Genomic DNA, 16162 nt, shown 5'->3' on the forward strand with positions numbered 1-16162 from the left:
TGGGGTGGAGGGGACCTGCACGCTTACAGCGGTGCGCACTGTCCGTTGGTGGCTACGAGATCCCGGATGCCTTGCTCATCGCCCTGGGCCTTGAGGCCGTTCAGGAGTTCGATGGTGATGGGAGTACCGTCCGGTGTGGTGGTCACCGGGGTGAAATCGGCCGACGGCGAGGGAAGCTGGCTTGCGGGAAGGCCCCCTGCAACTGGCCCAGCCGCCACGATGGTGCCGGCGGCAGCGCCGTTGGGGGTCACGACGGCGTCATCCGCCTTGGGCGCGTTGGACGACGCCAGGACTTCCTGGACCTTGGAGTGGATGAGGTCGAAGTCCGGCACCGTGGAGAAGGATGCGTCGAAGTCCGGAGGGCCGATGGTGAGCCGCTTGACGGGCTGGTTCTTGGACTTCAGGGCGAGGTCCACGAAGCTGCCCAGCTGGTTGGAAGAAATATTGGAATCAACAACCTTGGTGCCGGCGTTGGCGATGTCCTCGAACTTGGTCAGGAGGGTGGCCGGATCCAGTTGCTTGAGCATGGCCTGCTGAACGCACTGCTGGCGGGCAATGCGGGCGTAGTCGTCCACGAATTCGCGGGAGCGGCCGTACCAGAGGGCATGGAAGCCATCCAGGTGCTGGTCACCGGCCGGGATCCAGCCGTCCGGCATGCCGTGGATCCCGTTGGCTTCATCAGTCACGGGACCACTGATGGGAACCCAGCCGCCGGCCTTGATGCGGATGCCGCCCATGGCGTCGATGAGTTTGGCGAAGCCATCCATATCCACCAGGACGTAGGCCTGGACGGTGATTCCGAGCGTGCCGGAGACCGCCTCCAAGGTAGCCTGGGCGCCAGGATCGGCAACGCCCGGGTAGAGGTTCTGGTAGTTGTTGGTGACCTCGGTATTGACGGCGTTGATAAGGCATTCGTCACCGCAGTTGTAGCCCTCAGGGTAGATCTCACGCATGGGTGAGCCTTCGCTGAACTGGGCGTTCTGAAGGTTGCGGGGGACGGAGATGATGGCGCTCTCGCCAGTCTTGGCGTCGACACTGATAACGGAGAGGCTGTCCGGGCGGCGCCCCGTCCTGTCATCCCCGGCGTCGCCACCCATCATGAGGAAGTTGTAACGGCCGTCCACGGGATCGATCGCAGGGCCGGCATTGAAGATACTGCCGATGGCGTTCCGGCTGACGTTCAGGACGTAGGCGATGTAACCCAGCGAGCCACTGGCAAGCACCGTTGAGGCTGCCAGGACCACGGCAATGATGGGCCGCATCCCTGGAGCCAGCAGGGCCGGCCTGATGATCCGCAAGGTGTTGAGGAACAGATAGGCCCATCCCAGCGCCAAGGCCACGAGGACCACGATGATGAAGAGTGAACCAACCGGATGGGTGAAAATACTGAGCAACAGAGTGCGGTTCACCAACGCGATGAACAGGGTCACCAGCGCCAGGGCCCAGACGGTGAGCGTGACGCGCAGTGCCACCCGGCCAAGTTTCCGGTCACCGGCAACAATCTGGGCGCTGCCGGGGATAAAGAGCGTGAGGAGCACCAGCACGAAGGCGCGTTTGGTCCGCACCGGGGCGCTGGCCCCGGACGGATGGCGGACGGGATCAGTCAGGGCGGAACCGGGCTGATTCGAAGTCTTGTGCATGGTAGTCAACCGCTGCCTTCCTAGCGGGAGCTCCGGCCTGAAGCGTTGGCAGGGGAAAAGACTTCCTCTACTTTGCGGCGCAGGTTATCGCCCTTCTTGGTGGCGACGTCATTGAGCTCCTGGGCAAAATCGAGCAGATCGGCGCGGAGCTTGGCGGCGAGTTCGTCCGTTCCCGAGGCCAGCATGCGGACAGCAAGGAGTCCGGCGTTGCGTGCCCCGGCAATGGAGACCGTGGCCACGGGGACACCGGCAGGCATCTGGACGATGGACAGCAGGGAATCCATGCCGTCCAGGGTCTTGAGGGGCACGGGGACTCCGATGACGGGGAGCGGTGTCACCGAGGCCAGCATGCCGGGAAGGTGGGCGGCGCCGCCTGCACCGGCGATGATGACCCGAAGTCCACGCTCGTGGGCAGTCTGGCCGTAACGGATCATTTCCGTTGGCATGCGGTGCGCAGAAACCACGTCCGCTTCAAAGGGGATACCGAATTCTGCCAGGGCGTCCGCTGCAGCTTCCATGACGGGCCAGTCTGAATCGGAACCCATCACGAGCCCTACCAACGGGGCTGTTGCTTCTGACGTCATGCGGTCTCCTCAAGGGTGGTCTGCTCGGGCTTGCGGCCGTCGCGGATGATGTTGGCCACGACAGTGGCGCGCTGGCGGACAGAGTCGACGTCGGAGACTGAACTGCCTACGAGGTTCACGTGGCCGATCTTGCGGCCGGGGCGAACGGACTTGCCGTAGGAGTGGACCTTGGCCGCGGGCTCATAGGCCAAGGCCATGGGGAAGGCCTTGAACAGGTCCTGGTTCTCGCCGCCGAGGAAATTCTTCATGACCACTACGGGCGCCAACGCGTCGGTAGCGCCAAGCGGCAGGTCCAGCACAGCCCGAAGGTGCTGTTCGAACTGGCTGGTGATGGATCCATCCTGCGTCCAGTGGCCCGTATTGTGCGGGCGCATGGCAAGTTCGTTGATGAGGAAGCCTGCTCCGACACCCGGCGTTTCAAAAAGCTCTGCAGCCATGACGCCGGTGACGCCAAGCTCGTTGGCGATGCGCAGCGCAGCTTCCTCGGCGGCAGCGGCCACCTCAACGGGGATGTTCTGGGCCGGTGCGATGACTTCGTCGCAGACACCGTCCACCTGGATGGTGTGGACCACGGGCCAGGCCCGCGATTCGCCGCTGGGGGTGCGGGCGACCAGTGCCGAGAGTTCGCGGCTGAAGTCCACCTTGGCCTCTGCCAGCAAAGGGCTCATGGCCTGGAACCAATCGGCGGTGTCCGCGGCGTCCTCTGCTGAGTGGACAATCCTGACACCCTTGCCGTCGTAACCGCCGCGCGGTGTCTTCAGGACAACGGGCCAGCCGATGCGGTCGCCAAAAGCCACCAGCTCTTCAACGTTGTTGACTGCCGACCACTCAGGGTTGGGAAGGCCGAGGCGGTCAATGGCAGCCCGCATCACCAGCTTGTCCTGGGCGTTGACCAGCGCGTCGGGACCCGGCTGGACGTTGACGCCGGCATCCAGAAGGGCCTGCAAATGTTCAGTGGGAACATGCTCGTGGTCAAACGTCAGCACGTCCAGGCCCTTGGAGAACTCAAGGAGAGCGTCCAGGTCCTTGTAATCGCCGATCGGGGCTGTGGCCACCGCGGCAACAGCCGAAACGTCCTCACCCTCAGCCAAAACACGGAGTTCGAAGCCCAGGGCGGTAGCGGGCGGAGCCATCATTCGTGCGAGCTGGCCGCCGCCAACAACGCCAATTACTGGAAAAGTCACAAGGTTCAGCCTACCGAACCGGCGGCGGGATCACTGATTCTGCCGCTCTCGCGATTGCTTTTCCACAGGTTCCGGCGGCCTCAGGGGGCCAGTATCGGCGTTCTCACAGTCACCTCAAAGGCAGCGCGGGGAAATCGGCGCTAAAATGGACTTGGCCCATCGGCCCACCTTTTCAACGGCCATGGAGGGTCATGATCACCACACTTGCAGATCGCATCCGCGGACTCGCCTCGCTTTTTTGGCGCGAAGTAGCGAAGTTCGGCGCCGTCGGCGGTGTTGCTTTTGTCATTGACTCGGCCGTTTTCATCTGGCTTTTCTCCGGACCGATGCACGGCAGCGAAGTGTGGGCCAAGGCCATTGCAACCATCGTTGCAAGTGTTTTCTCGTGGGTCGCAAACCGTTTTTGGACCTTCCGCCACCGCAAGCAGGCGAATGTGGTCCGTGAGGCCGTGCTGTTCGCGATCATGAACCTGGTAGGGCTCCTGATTGCTTCGGGTTGTGTGTGGTTCGCCAAGTACATCCTGGACCTGAATGACAAGCCCTCGCTGTTCATCGCCGGGAGCGTAGTAGGCCTTGTCCTGGGCACCATCTTCCGCTTCTTTGCGTACCGCTTCTGGGTGTTCAACGAAGAACTGGACGCCGAGCCCGAATTCTCGCATGACCACGAGATCATCGAACTCCACCACAAAGCCAAGAGCGAGGCCGGAGCTGCCGGGCCCGCCACCGGCGAGTTGCCGTCCGCTAAGAACGGCTGACCCGCTCGTTCTCCAGCAGGTGCTCGGTTACCTCGAGATCAGGGTGCACCAGCACTACCGAACCATCGCCGTGCCAGGCGCCCAGTGAAGCGGCCAGGCAAGTTTCCAGGCCGTCTGTTGCGCGTACCAGCAGGCGGACGCCGGGTTCCTGGCCAGCGGCAAATTCCTCAATGAGTGCTTCGTGTGCGAGTTCCGAGGTGCCCCGCACTGCGGGCAAATCTGGGGCGGGCTCGTTGTGCGCCATAAAAACGTCGCCGTGGGAGCGGACTTCCGCCGCGTAATCCACGACCCCGGATGGCAGCTCACCGGGCCAACGCATCGCGAGTGCCGCGAGCGGTACGGCTACCACGGCGTCGAAGCCGGACGCGTCACCGTCGTCGGGACCGTCGGTCACCAGGAAATCCGCGGGGGTGCGGTCAAAGACCACCTCCATGCCCAGCTGCCATGCCGCCAACGCCCAGACGAATGACTTCCAGTGCGCGGGGAGGTCAAGCCGGATGGTCATGCCGGGTTCCGCGTCCAACTCGTCCTGCAGGAGATTGCTGGTCTTGGCCACCCAGTTGTCCAGGACGCGGCCCGAAAGCTCCACCCGTTCAGAGTCAGGCCCGTACCACGTGAGCCGTGGTGAGGTTGAATGGCCGGACCGCAGGGCGGTCATCAGGTTCGCTGCCGGGATGCTCATGCGTCAATCTTGCCACGGTGGCCCCGCGCCGTCCGTGGGATTATCGCCGGGATTGTGAATTGCGACACATGCCATTTTCTCCAATCGGTGGGCCCTTCGCGTCCCAAGGCTTAATTTTCCGCGGAAATTCAATGAAAGTTCACGTAAATCGATCCGGGCCTCCCGTTTTCCGCGGAGACGCGCAGCGGCACGGGCAAAATGTTGGGCGTGGCGCATCCCACGTTTCTACGGATTCTTGATTATTATCCCGGCGCAGCTTGACTGACGGGTAGTTACACGCGTGTAATTAGTAATCAAACGCCGCTGCACAGATGACCGGAACGTCGCCGGGAATCGGAAACACATCCACGCAGCAGCTGCAAAATCAGGAGGGACGCCATGGGGCAAGCGTTGCGTATCCAGGAAGATGCAGTCGTCGCAGAAAATGCGTCGGTGAAATACCGTTCGCGGGAAGTACCGGGGGATTGGTACGTCGACCCAGCGGATCCGGAAGCGGCAGACCGCTACAACCAGAATGTGCAGGACGCTTTGGAGGATCAGGCAACTGCCCTCTTGGCTGCACATGAGGCGCTGATCGGCGATCTGCCTGCAGGGCCGGAAGAAGACCTGGACGACCCTCCCATGGAGGTGCGTCGTCCGCTGGAGACACCGGGGCAGCCCGTATGGATCGGCCTTCCGGGCCAAGGCGACTTCGATGACGAAGGCGAACTTGGTTGGCAGACTGATGCGCTGTGCGCACAAACCGATCCGGAAGCTTTTTTCCCGGAAAAGGGTGGATCCACCAGGGACGCCAAGAAAGTTTGCGGGGCGTGCAACGTCCGTTCGCAGTGCTTGGAATATGCCCTGGCCAATGATGAGCGGTTCGGTATTTGGGGCGGACTCTCTGAGCGGGAGCGTCGTCGGCTAAGGAAGCGAGCGGTCTAATTCTCAAGGAAGTTCACGTTACCGCTGTTGTGGTTTCCCACAACGGCGGCAACTATCTCCCCAGGACACTGGCGGCACTGTCGGACCAAACACGTCCGGCAGATGCCGCCATTGGCATTGATGCAGGTTCCACGGACAATTCGCTGGACATGCTCCGCGAAGCTTTCGGCCAAGGCAATGTCACCACCTTCCAGCAGGCGAAATCCGGCTTTGGCGCAGCAATTCAGGCAGGCCTCCATGAGTTGGCCCCGGACAAAGGTGCAGCTGGCGAGGACCAGGTAAACCGAGCCGGCCCTGTTGACTGGATCTGGCTCCTTCATGACGACGCCGCTCCGGCGCCCGACGCCTTGGCGGAACTTCTGCACGCCGTGGAACGGGCCCCTTCGGTAACGGTGGCCGGTTGCAAGCAACTCGGCTGGGACAACGAGCGGCACTTGGTGGACGTAGGACTCTCCACGAGCCGTTGGGCCGAGCGCCTGACCCTGATCGATGCCGACGAAGTAGACCAAGGGCAATACGACGCCCGGACGGACACCTTCGCCGTGAACTCTGCCGGAATGTTGATCCGCCGCGATGTTTGGGAGTTGCTGCAGGGCTTTGATCCCGCGCTGCCCGGAAGCGGCGATGACGTGGACTTCTGCTGGCGCAACTGGCTGGCAGGCAATCGCGTGGTGGTGGTTCCCAGCGCCAGGATGTTCCACGTGGAGCACCGACCCCATGGGTTGGGCACCTCCTCAGCCGCGCGCAAAGCCCAGATCCATCTGCGGCTCAAGCACACTCCCTGGTGGAAGGTTCCGTTCCAGGCCGTGGGAGCCCTGTTTGGTGCCGTCGTTCGACTCATGCTGAGCATTTTGGTCAAGGAGCCGGGCTACGGCTTCTCGCAGTTCACAGCAACCGTTGCTGCCTTGGTTCGACCGGTCGCCGTTGCCCGGGGACGCCGCGTTGCCGCCAAGACACGCCGTGTGCACCGTTCCGTGGTCCGCGGCCTGCAAACATCAACCCGTGAAGTCCGCGCCAACAGGCGGTCTTTGCTGGAGGCGATCCGCCCCAGTGACGACGCCGCCGCGGTTTCGGACCTTCTGGCACCCGAACCCAGCGGAGATGCCGCGGACGACTTCGCCGCTTTGGCAACCAATGAACGCGGTTGGGTAGGAACAGGCGCCGTCGCGGCGGCCTTGTTGGCCCTTGCCGCAGCGTTTGTTGGATTGCTTGGGCTGCTCCGATCCGGCGTTGTGGCCGGTGGCGGCCTCATCCCTCTCTCTGCAGCGCCCGGGGACATCTGGGCCAACGCCTCCACGTGGTGGATTTCCCTCGGCGCAGGATTGCCGGGCCACGGGGATCCTTTCGGCTACGTGCTGTGGCTTCTCTCGCTCTTTGGCGGGGGAGACGGCAACTCGGCCATGGCTTGGCTGCTGATCCTTGCCATGCCGCTCTCCGCCGTTGGCGCATGGTTCGCCGCGGGCGCGTTGACCACAAAGCGTCGATTCCGGACTGTTGCCGCCTTGGCCTGGTCTGCCGCCCCCGCTCTGCTGGTCGCGATCAATGAGGGCCGCGCCGGGGCCTTGATTGCCCATGTGATGATGCCGCTGTTGCTGCTGGCAGTGCTGCGCGCCTCAGGATCCGCGGTGGGACATGGGCGTTCACACCCGGCCACTTCACTGAGCCGGCGCCCTGCTCCGATTCTCGGAAAGCCGGGCATCAACGGAACACCATCGTGGACCGCTGCCGCGGCCGGAGGGCTGGCCATGGCCATCGTCACCGCCTCGGCACCATCTCTTTTGGGACCGATCGTTGTTTCTGTGATCCTGGCGGCCGTCATCCTGGGGCAGCGCGGCAAGACATTGTGGTGGTCACTCCTGCCCACGGCTGCCTTGTTCGTGCCGTATGGAATTTCGGTGCTGGACAGGCCGCGCGCCCTGCTGGCCGACCCCGGACTGCCGTTGACCTTCGAAGCCGCGCCGCTCTGGCAGCAATTGCTCGGACAGCCGTTGGCCTTCGACCTCGACGGCGGCCTGACCGGCTTGGTCTTCTTCGGACCGGGCGCCGTGCCCTGGGCTTTGCTGCTGGCGCTGTTGCTCAGCGCGCCGGTCCTGGTGCTGGCAGTGACTGCACTGTTCCTCCCCGGCAAGCGAACGGCCTTGGCAAGGGTGTTCTGGTTGGCAGCACTGGCCACCTTGGCGAGTGGTTGGTTGGTGGGACATGTAGCCACCGGTGTCAACAACAACGTCATCGTTGGACCCTTCACCGGCCCCGCAGTGTCAGCGGCGGGAATCTTGTTGCTCGGAGCTGCGGTGATTGGCGCGGACAAGATTTTCCCGGCTCCCCGCCGCATGACCGATTCCAGTCGTCAAAAGCTGCCCTTGCGGCGCGTGGCTTCCGGGCTGGTCCTGACATTCCTCGTGGCTGGACCCCTTGCGGGGATGGGAGCCTGGGCAGCTCAGAACGTCCTTCAACCTTCGCCCGCGCCAGGGACGACGTCACCCAATGCGGCCGAGCCGTTGGTGTCCCTTGGTGCTAAGCGCCAGGTATGGCCAGTGGACTTCGGCACCTTGCCGGCCACCGCCGTCGATCGCGGACAGGGACCGGAACGGACCCGGACGCTGGTCATTACCAGCGGCGAACAGGGCGCGTTTACGTCCTCGTTGATGCGCGGCGCCGGCACCACCTTGGACAGTTTGTCCACCATCGCGTCGGCCCGCACCATCATCGGTGCACCGGGTCGCGAAGAAATAGTGGATGACGATGCCGCCACCGCCTCGCTTCGACGGGCAGTGGCCACCATCGTGGCCAGTAGTGGAGTGGACCCGCGCGGTGACTTGGAACAGCTGGGGGCCGGCTTCGTGGTCCTCAAGGCCGCGGATAACGCAGCCCAGTTGACGGCGAGCAGGATCGACGCCGTCCCGGGCCTGGTTGCCGTTGGACAGACCGACGCCGGCTGGCTGTGGCGTGTCTCGCCACGGAACCAGCCTGCCGCTACGGCTGCTGAGACCGCGCACCGCGTCAGGATCATTGATTCCGAAGGCAACACTGTGGCCAACCTTCCGGCAGAAGAAGTGTCCGTGGACGCTGCCGTCCCTGCGGGCGGGGAGGGCCGCAAGCTTGTCCTTGCTGAACGGTCCGATCCCGGCTGGACGGCCTGGATGGATGGCAAGCAGCTCAAAGCTGCCACGTCCGGATGGTCGCAGGCCTTTGAACTCCCGGCCACCGCCGGCGAGCTGGAAATCCGCTATACCAACCCCTGGGCCTTGTGGTTCGGCATCATGCAGGCCGTGGTGATCGGGCTGACGCTCCTGTTGGCCATACCGATGCCGGCGCGCCGCACCCGAACCGGCATGTCGAGGGATGAAGTCTCCCTCCGTAAGGAGTACAGCAGTGTCTGAGGACCAGAAGCAGGCTGTCGACGGAAAACCGTCGCGCAGTTCCGGTAAAGGCAGTTCCGGTAAAGGTTCGCGAAGTTCCAACCGGGGCGTCGTCACGGGTGTGCTCTCCGCAGTGGTCATCCTGGCCGCCGGCGGTGGTGCTGTGGCGGCGACGTCGATGATGCCGGAACCATCCGGCGGGACCACCATGGACATCCAGCAAGCCGATGTTCCGGCAGGTCGAGCACTGGGTGTGTGCCCGGAACCTGCGAGGCTGGTCAATGGAACGGTGGTGGGAACGGACGCAGATTTCAGCCCTGTCTCCACTACGGCCGTCAGCGCCCTCAACGCAGTGGTGCTGAGTAATCCGGCCGGTACGGTTCCTGGAAGCAAGGTGACGTCGCTGGAAGGTGACGCAGTAGCTGAGATCGCCAAAACGCCGTCCAGTACTCCCACGCCAACGGCCGGACCTCCGGTGTTGTCTGCCGGTGTGGCCTCCATCTCCCCGGTGACGGCTCCAGCCGTGGTGGGGGCAGAACCCTTGGGGAATGAGCAGGCCTCCCTCGCTGCCAATCTCAGCTACGCCGCCACCGACGGAGACCTCCGAGGCCTGGCTTCGGCACAATGCCAATCGCCCGGAAACGACGCCTGGCTGTTGGGGGCCAACACGGCGGTGGGTCGAACGGCAGTCCTGAACCTGAGTAACGCCTCGGAGACTCCGGCCACGGTGAACCTGGACCTCTTTGGGGAGAAGGGCCAGATCCAGGCGCCGGGAGCACGCGGACTCCTGGTAGCTCCCGGAACCACCCGCTCGGTGAACCTCGCCGGCCTGGCCCCCAGCGAATCCGAACTTGCCGTCCACGTCCGCAGCACGGGCGGCCCGGTGGCTGCGACCATTCAGCAAAGCGTATTGCGCGGCCTCGCTCCCGGCGGCGTCGAATACCTTTCGCCGGGCTCAGGGGCTTCGAACCTGCAGGTCATGTCCGGCGTCGACATCCAGGATCCGGCGGCCACCAAGGCGCTCGCCACCAAATCCGGTTTCGCCGACGCAGCACCCGCCCTGCAGATCGCCGTTCCCGGCTCCACCGATGCCGTAGTGCAGGTCAGCCTGTACGGGGCCAACGGCGAACGCAAGATTCCCAGCGGCGGAGTGGTGACAGTCAAAGGCGGATCCGTAGCCACCGTGAACCTGGAAGGCGTCCCGGCCGGCACCTACACCGTCAGGGCCAGCTCCGACGTTGCCTTCGTGGCCTCGGCCAGGGTTACGCGGGGAGCCAAGGCGGAGGAGGCCACTGACTTCGCGTGGTCTCCCTCCTCGGCCCGTCTCGGCAGCCAGCACCTAGTGGCCGTTCCGCGCAACGGGCAGCGGTACCTGAGTTTCGGCGTCCCCGAGGGGCGCGGCACGGTCACCTATGCCCCCGTCACCGCAGACGGCTCAGTGGGCAAATCCGTAGACGTAGACATGTCCGGAGGCACCACCTCGTTGATCGAACTTCCCTCTAAGTCCGGCGATTCGGTGGTAGCCGGGTATGTAGTGTCAGCCTCCGGAGACCCCATCTATGGTGCACTGGTCCTCGGCACGCAAGGCCGCCCGGACATCTCAGTGGTGGCCATCCAGGACGCGGCCGCCGGACTTGAGAAGGTCCCGGTCTCGGTTGGCTACTAGCGGGCGTTACTGATATCTGCGGCGGTATACGGGATCCAGTGTCTCCGGGGGTACGCCCAGCATTTCAGCGGTGTACTCCACTACGACGTCATGCACCAGGTCCTGCAGTTCCTCGCGGGTGTTGCAGCCTTGCTCCACCACCCTGCGGTACACCGTGATCATGGGGGCTTCGCCGCGGCCACCGGGCGTATACGAGCCCAGGGGAGCCGTGCTTCCCATGGCGACAAGTTGTTCCAAATTGGGCGGGATCTCGTCGACGGCAAAAAGGACGCCGTCGAGCTGCTTGCCCCACATGTCCTGAAGCCGCTCTGCGGAGTCCAGCACCATGTCATCGAAGCGTTCTGCCCGGGTGCGGAAGCCGGGAAGGCTGGGGAGCATCAGTTCTCCGCGCAGTCCCCGCCCATGCCGGTTGCGCCGGCGCCGCCGGAAACCGCGCACACCCGAACCGGCGTGTTGCTCTGCCTGATCGCCATCGGCGTCAGTCCACCGGATGCTGAATCCGGGAACATGTGGCTGTGACTGCATATATCGACTTTAGTCCCGAGGAACCGCCAGCGCGACATCATGGCCTGCACCGCGCCGGAGTTGGTGACCAGCCGCCGGGTTCAGGGAGGCACGGGCAGCCAATGCGCAACACTGGTGCCAAATGGCGCTAATCTGGGATGTTGTGGGTGCTATTCGTCAATGTTCAAGATCAGCCTGCCGCCAGTCCGCGGTGGCCACTTTGACGTACGTGTACGCCGAATCGACCGCCGTCCTTGGTCCCTTGGCCACGTATGCCGAACCGCACGCCTATGATCTTTGCTCGCAGCACGCAGCGAGCCTGACGGTTCCGCGTGGCTGGGAAGTCCTGCGCCTGGCGATGCCAGCCACGCCGCCTGAACCAGGGCCCGACGACCTGCTGGCCCTTGCCAATGCCGTCCGCGAGGCGGCGTCAGCGGCTCCCGAAACACCTGCCCGGCAGAGCCACGGTCAGATGGAGCCGCCTGCAGCAATCGAGGGAACCCGGCGCGGCCACCTGCGCATCCTCCGCGAACCGTCCTGACCCGGCCCACTGTGGTGTCCCATTTCTGCTTCGGACGCAATTCGTCGCCCTGCTCCAAACAGGCTGATCTTGCGCGGTAGTCTGGAATCTGCAGATAACATCCGCCACCTGCGCCATGACGGCGCCACCCAGGGAGCATCATTCATGCCAAAGGTCAGTCCTGAACTGTTGTCCATCCTGCGCTGCCCCGTGACGGGTTCACCGCTGGTCCAGGAGGGCGAGGAGCTGGTCTCCACCGCTGAAGACTCAACCGGTAAAAAGCTCCGCTACGCAATCGAGGACGGTATCCCGCTGCTCTTGCCGCCGGAGCTCCTCGCTGCGGCCCATGCAGCCACCTCCGGCCAGCACGATTCCAAGGCCTGACCCACACTTCTTCTTTCAATCCGCACGGCACCCCTAAGGACTTCCATGACTTTCGACTTCAAAGTGGCTGACATCACCCTTGCGGAGGCTGGTCGCCACCAGATCCGCCTTGCCGAGCACGAGATGCCGGGCCTGATGTCCCTCCGCGCCGAATTCGGTGCTTCGCAGCCGCTCAAGGGCGCCCGCATTGCCGGCTCCCTGCACATGACCGTACAGACGGCGGTCCTCATCGAGACCCTCACGGCCCTGGGCGCTGAGGTCCGTTGGGCTTCCTGCAACATCTTCTCCACCCAGGACGAAGCCGCTGCCGCCGTCGTGGTCGGTAAGGGAACCCCGGAAGATCCGCAGGGTGTTCCGGTTTTCGCCTGGAAGGGCGAGACGTTGGAGGAATACTGGTGGACCGCGGAGCAGATCCTCACCTGGCCTGGCGCTGACACCAACCCGGAGTTGGGTCCCAACATGATTCTCGACGACGGCGGCGACGCCACGCTGCTGCTGCACAAGGGCGTGGATTTCGAGGCCGCTGGCGCCGTTCCTACCGCCACTGAGGAAGACCCGGAAGAATACGTCCTCATCCTGGACCTCCTCCGCAGGACGCTGGCAGCTGATCCGCAGAAGTGGACCCGCCTGGCTGCCCGCATCGAGGGTGTCACGGAAGAAACCACCACTGGTGTCCACCGCCTCTACCAGCTGGCCGAACAGGGCAAGCTGCTGTTCCCGGCCATCAACGTCAACGACTCCGTTACCAAGAGCAAGTTCGACAACAAGTACGGCATCCGCCACTCCCTTCCCGATGGCATCAACCGTGCTACTGACGTCCTCATGGGTGGCAAGGTGGCTGTCGTCTGTGGCTACGGCGACGTCGGCAAGGGCGCTGCAGAGGCCCTGCGTGGCCAGGGTTCCCGCGTCATCGTCACCGAAATCGATCCCATTTGCGCCTTGCAGGCCGCCATGGACGGCTACCAGGTGGCCAAACTGGAGACGGTTCTGGCCCAGGGTGACATCTTCATCACCACCACTGGCAACAAGGACGTCATCATGGCCGAGCACATGCTGGGCATGAAGAACAAGGCGATCGTTGGGAACATCGGCCACTTTGACAATGAGATCGACATCGCCGGGCTGGCGAAGATCCCCGGTGTCAAGAAAGTGGAGATCAAGCCCCAGGTCCACGAATGGGTGTTTGAAGAGGGTACGGATTCCGAGCGGTCCATCATCGTGCTGTCCGAGGGCCGCCTGCTCAACCTGGGCAACGCCCCGGGACACCCGTCCTTCGTGATGAGCAACTCCTTCGCCAACCAGACCATCGCGCAGATTGAGCTGTGGACCAAGAAGGACCAGCCCGCCGGCGAACGCGAGTACGGCAAGCAGGTTTACGTGCTTCCCAAGATTCTCGACGAGAAGGTGGCGCGGCTCCACCTGGACGCCCTGGGCGTAGAGCTGACAGAACTCAGCAAGGACCAGGCCGATTATCTGGACCTGGATGTTGCCGGTCCTTACAAGCCGGAGCACTACCGCTACTAAGCGGGCCAGCACTACCCAAATCGATGGCGAAAGGCCGGACACGCGACCAGCGTGGCCCGGCCTTTCGGCTAGAATTGGGTGTTCAGTATTGCTTGCCGGGGGACAGGAAGACGGAAACCATGACGGAAGTCGCCAAACGGAAGACGGGCAAGATCCTTGCCATCGCAGGGATCTGCGCCGCTATTGCCGTGGGCGGAATCGGCGTAGTTACCGTGCCTGGACTGCTGGCCGGCTCCTCGCAGGACGGCGGTGCTGCGGCCTCTCCCACGCCCACGGTGGAAGCCAAGCCCGTGGAGTTGGGCATCACCCCGCTGGACGGTGCCATCGAGTGGAATCCTGTGGTGGGCCCTCAGATCAAAGCAGTCAACGGCAAGGTTAAAGACGTCGTCCTGGCTCCTGCGGCCGGCGGCACGGCCGTCCAGGGCAAGACCAGCCCGGATGGAAGCACCTGGACCACCTCGGAAGTACTGAAGTTCAAGACCCAGTACAACTATTCCTTCACAGTGGTGGATACCGCCGGGAAGGAAACCAAGAAAACCCAGACCTTCACCACCGTTTCCGCGGCCTATGAGGCGGACGCTTCCATCTACCCCCGCAACGGAACCACTGCCGGTTCAGGCCAGCCGATCGAGATCAACTTCAGCGAGCCCGTGGTGGACAAAGCAGCCATGGAGAAGCGCGTGGCCATCACGGTGTCCTCCGGCCAACCAGTGGCGTGGCATTGGTATTCGGACACGAAGGTCCGGATCCGTCCCGAAGCTTTCTGGGCTTCGGGGACCACTGTCACGGTGGACATGAAACTCCTGGGCGTCGACTTCGGCAACAAGATGATCGGCAACGCTGATGTGGTGTCGACGTTCACTACCGGCCCTCAGCGCGTGGCCGTGGTGGATGACAACACCAAGACCATGAACGTGTACTCGGACGGGCAGTTGGTGCACACTGCGCCTGTGTCGCTCGGCGGCGAAGACTGGTTGTCTCCTACCGGCTACGCCGTGATCATGGAGCAGGAACGCCACTCCAACTTCAACGCGGGGACCATTGGCCTGAAGCCGGGTGACAAAGGCTACTACCCGCCGCTGGTGGTGGAGTACGCCAACCGGCTGACCTGGTCCGGCGTCTATGTCCATCAGGCCCTTGAAGCGGCCTGGAGCTCCATCGGGGTTGCCAACGTTTCGCACGGTTGCGTGGGACTGCTGCCAGCGGATGCTGCCTGGTTCTTCAACAATATGAAGACCGGCGACGTCGTGCAGATCCTCAACACCGGAGCCCCCGCAGTTGAGCCACTGGAGGGCTTCGGGGACTGGAATATCCCTTGGGCGAGCTACGCCCAGCGCTAGTCCAGCGCTAGTCCAGCGGTTACGATGATGGCAGTGATTATTTCCTGCGCTCTTTGACCCACATTTCCTGTGCCGACCACGTGTTGGCCCTTCACTTTGTGCTGCCCTCCGCGGTGATTCCGGGTGTCCCTGAGGGGAACCCGCCAGCGGGTTCCCCGGCTCTTCCCACCGGACCCTCTTTCATCACCTGGAGCACACATGACTCTTCAACCAACCCTTCGCCCGGACTGCGGCAACTGCTTTGCCCTCTGCTGTACAGCCCTGGGATTCGCCCGCTCGGCTGACTTCGCCATCGACAAACCAGCGGCGACGCCATGCCCGAACATGTCCGCCGATTTTTCCTGCGCCATCCATGAACGTCTCCGGCCGCGCGGATTCCGCGGCTGCACCGTTTTCGATTGCTTCGGCGCAGGCCAAGTGGTCTCCCAGCACACCTTTGGCGGTACCAGCTGGATGGACAACCCCTCGTCCACATCCTCGATGTTCGCCGCGTTCAAGGTGGTGAGGCAACTCCACGAAATGCTCTGGTACCTGGCCGAAGCCCAACAACGGACGTTCGACCCCCATCTCGCTTCAGCGGCAGGCCATCTGTCCGGGCGCATAGCGTCCATCGCCCAAGGCGACGCAACCGCGATCCTGAACACCGACGTCGAAACCCTGCATGAAGCAGCGCGGGCCCTCCTGATGGACGTCAGCGAGGAACTACGGGCTTCCTACGGAGCCGAGGACACGCAAACGCCCGACGACGGCCCTCACCTGGACGGTGAACACAGCGGCGCCGACCTGATGGGCGCGAACCTGGCGAACCAACGCCTCTGCGGATTCAACTTCCGCAGTGCTTACCTGATAGGAGCAAGTCTCAGGAACAGCGACCTCACGGCAGCCGACCTCCTGGGAGCCGATCTCCGAGGAACCCACCTCCACGGCGCGGACCTCTCAAAGGCCCTGTACCTGACCCAACCCCAAATCACCGCCGCCGAAGGCGATCTCACCACCCTCCTGCCACAAAGACTCACAAAACCGGAACACTGGAGATTTGGCTGATGCAGCGGTAATCGGCTGGTGGGCGGTATCCGGCAGCGTGCGTCTAAGCGAG

General features: G+C 63.6%; 14 protein-coding genes. 9 read left to right on the top strand and 5 right to left on the bottom strand.

Going from position 1 to position 16162, the window contains the following annotated elements; all coding sequences use genetic code 11:
• Positions 1 to 23 precede the first annotated feature (23 nt).
• From RQH14_RS10305 to RQH14_RS10315, 3 genes are read right to left on the bottom strand one after another with little or no spacing between them, the layout of a single operon-like run.
• Entirely contained in the window at positions 24 to 1640 is a 1617-nt protein-coding gene (locus RQH14_RS10305) for an LCP family protein (RefSeq protein WP_311213161.1), read from the bottom strand.
• A 20-nt stretch (positions 1641 to 1660) separates the two neighbouring features.
• A complete protein-coding gene (gene purE / locus RQH14_RS10310; protein WP_311213162.1) occupies positions 1661 to 2224 on the bottom strand; it encodes a 5-(carboxyamino)imidazole ribonucleotide mutase in 564 nt (187 codons plus the stop codon).
• Positions 2221 to 3408, bottom strand: a complete 1188-nt coding sequence (locus RQH14_RS10315) for a 5-(carboxyamino)imidazole ribonucleotide synthase (protein WP_311213163.1) — start codon at positions 3406 to 3408, stop codon at positions 2221 to 2223. The genes purE and RQH14_RS10315 overlap by 4 nt, the downstream gene beginning before the upstream one ends.
• A gap of 191 nt (positions 3409 to 3599) precedes the next feature.
• Here RQH14_RS10315 and RQH14_RS10320 point away from each other — a divergent pair, with 191 nt between their 5' ends.
• Positions 3600 to 4163 (top strand): GtrA family protein, encoded by a 564-nt coding sequence (locus RQH14_RS10320; RefSeq protein WP_311213164.1) that lies wholly within the window; start codon positions 3600 to 3602, stop codon positions 4161 to 4163.
• Here RQH14_RS10320 and RQH14_RS10325 read toward each other — a convergent pair.
• Positions 4150 to 4845, bottom strand: coding sequence for a TIGR03089 family protein (locus RQH14_RS10325; protein ID WP_311213165.1), 696 nt, complete (start codon positions 4843 to 4845; stop codon positions 4150 to 4152). The genes RQH14_RS10320 and RQH14_RS10325 overlap by 14 nt on opposite strands.
• A 378-nt stretch (positions 4846 to 5223) precedes the next feature.
• Here RQH14_RS10325 and RQH14_RS10330 point away from each other — a divergent pair, with 378 nt between their 5' ends.
• The 3 genes from RQH14_RS10330 to RQH14_RS10340 are packed head-to-tail and all read left to right on the top strand — an operon-like array spanning position 5224 to position 10794.
• The gene (locus RQH14_RS10330) at positions 5224 to 5769 is read left to right on the top strand and encodes a WhiB family transcriptional regulator (protein ID WP_311213166.1); all 546 of its coding nucleotides are present in this window, start codon (positions 5224 to 5226) and stop codon (positions 5767 to 5769) included.
• A 29-nt stretch (positions 5770 to 5798) separates the two neighbouring features.
• Positions 5799 to 9149 carry a glycosyltransferase gene (locus tag RQH14_RS10335; RefSeq protein WP_396136277.1) on the top strand — a complete coding sequence of 1117 codons (3351 nt, stop codon included), beginning with the start codon at positions 5799 to 5801 and terminating at the stop codon, positions 9147 to 9149.
• Positions 9142 to 10794: a DUF5719 family protein gene (locus RQH14_RS10340; RefSeq protein ID WP_311213167.1), complete on the top strand. Its 1653-nt coding sequence runs from the start codon at positions 9142 to 9144 to the stop codon at positions 10792 to 10794. Before RQH14_RS10335 ends, RQH14_RS10340 begins: the two co-directional genes overlap by 8 nt.
• A gap of 6 nt (positions 10795 to 10800) precedes the next feature.
• On the opposite strand, the gene RQH14_RS10345 is transcribed toward RQH14_RS10340, so the two are convergent.
• Complete coding sequence (locus tag RQH14_RS10345) at positions 10801 to 11319, bottom strand: metallopeptidase family protein (RefSeq protein WP_311213168.1); 519 nt, start codon at positions 11317 to 11319, stop codon at positions 10801 to 10803.
• 121 nt (positions 11320 to 11440) lie between these two features.
• On the opposite strand from RQH14_RS10345, the gene RQH14_RS10350 reads away from it, so the two are divergent.
• From RQH14_RS10350 to RQH14_RS10370, 5 genes are all read left to right on the top strand, one after another.
• Entirely contained in the window at positions 11441 to 11839 is a 399-nt protein-coding gene (locus RQH14_RS10350; RefSeq protein WP_311213169.1) for a DUF3499 domain-containing protein, read from the top strand.
• Positions 11840 to 11983: 144 nt separating this feature from the next.
• Positions 11984 to 12202, top strand: coding sequence for a Trm112 family protein (locus RQH14_RS10355; protein WP_311213170.1), 219 nt, complete (start codon positions 11984 to 11986; stop codon positions 12200 to 12202).
• Between the two features lie 45 nt (positions 12203 to 12247).
• Positions 12248 to 13726, top strand: a complete 1479-nt coding sequence (ahcY, locus tag RQH14_RS10360) for an adenosylhomocysteinase (RefSeq protein WP_311213171.1) — start codon at positions 12248 to 12250, stop codon at positions 13724 to 13726.
• Between the two features lie 119 nt (positions 13727 to 13845).
• Complete coding sequence (locus RQH14_RS10365; protein WP_311213172.1) at positions 13846 to 15066, top strand: Ig-like domain-containing protein; 1221 nt, start codon at positions 13846 to 13848, stop codon at positions 15064 to 15066.
• 198 nt (positions 15067 to 15264) lie between these two features.
• Entirely contained in the window at positions 15265 to 16110 is an 846-nt protein-coding gene (locus tag RQH14_RS10370) for a pentapeptide repeat-containing protein (RefSeq protein ID WP_311213173.1), read from the top strand.
• Positions 16111 to 16162: the final 52 nt, after the last annotated feature.

Source organism: Arthrobacter sp. WCS2018Hpa-7 (assembly GCF_031843805.1).
GTDB lineage: Bacteria > Actinomycetota > Actinomycetes > Actinomycetales > Micrococcaceae > Arthrobacter.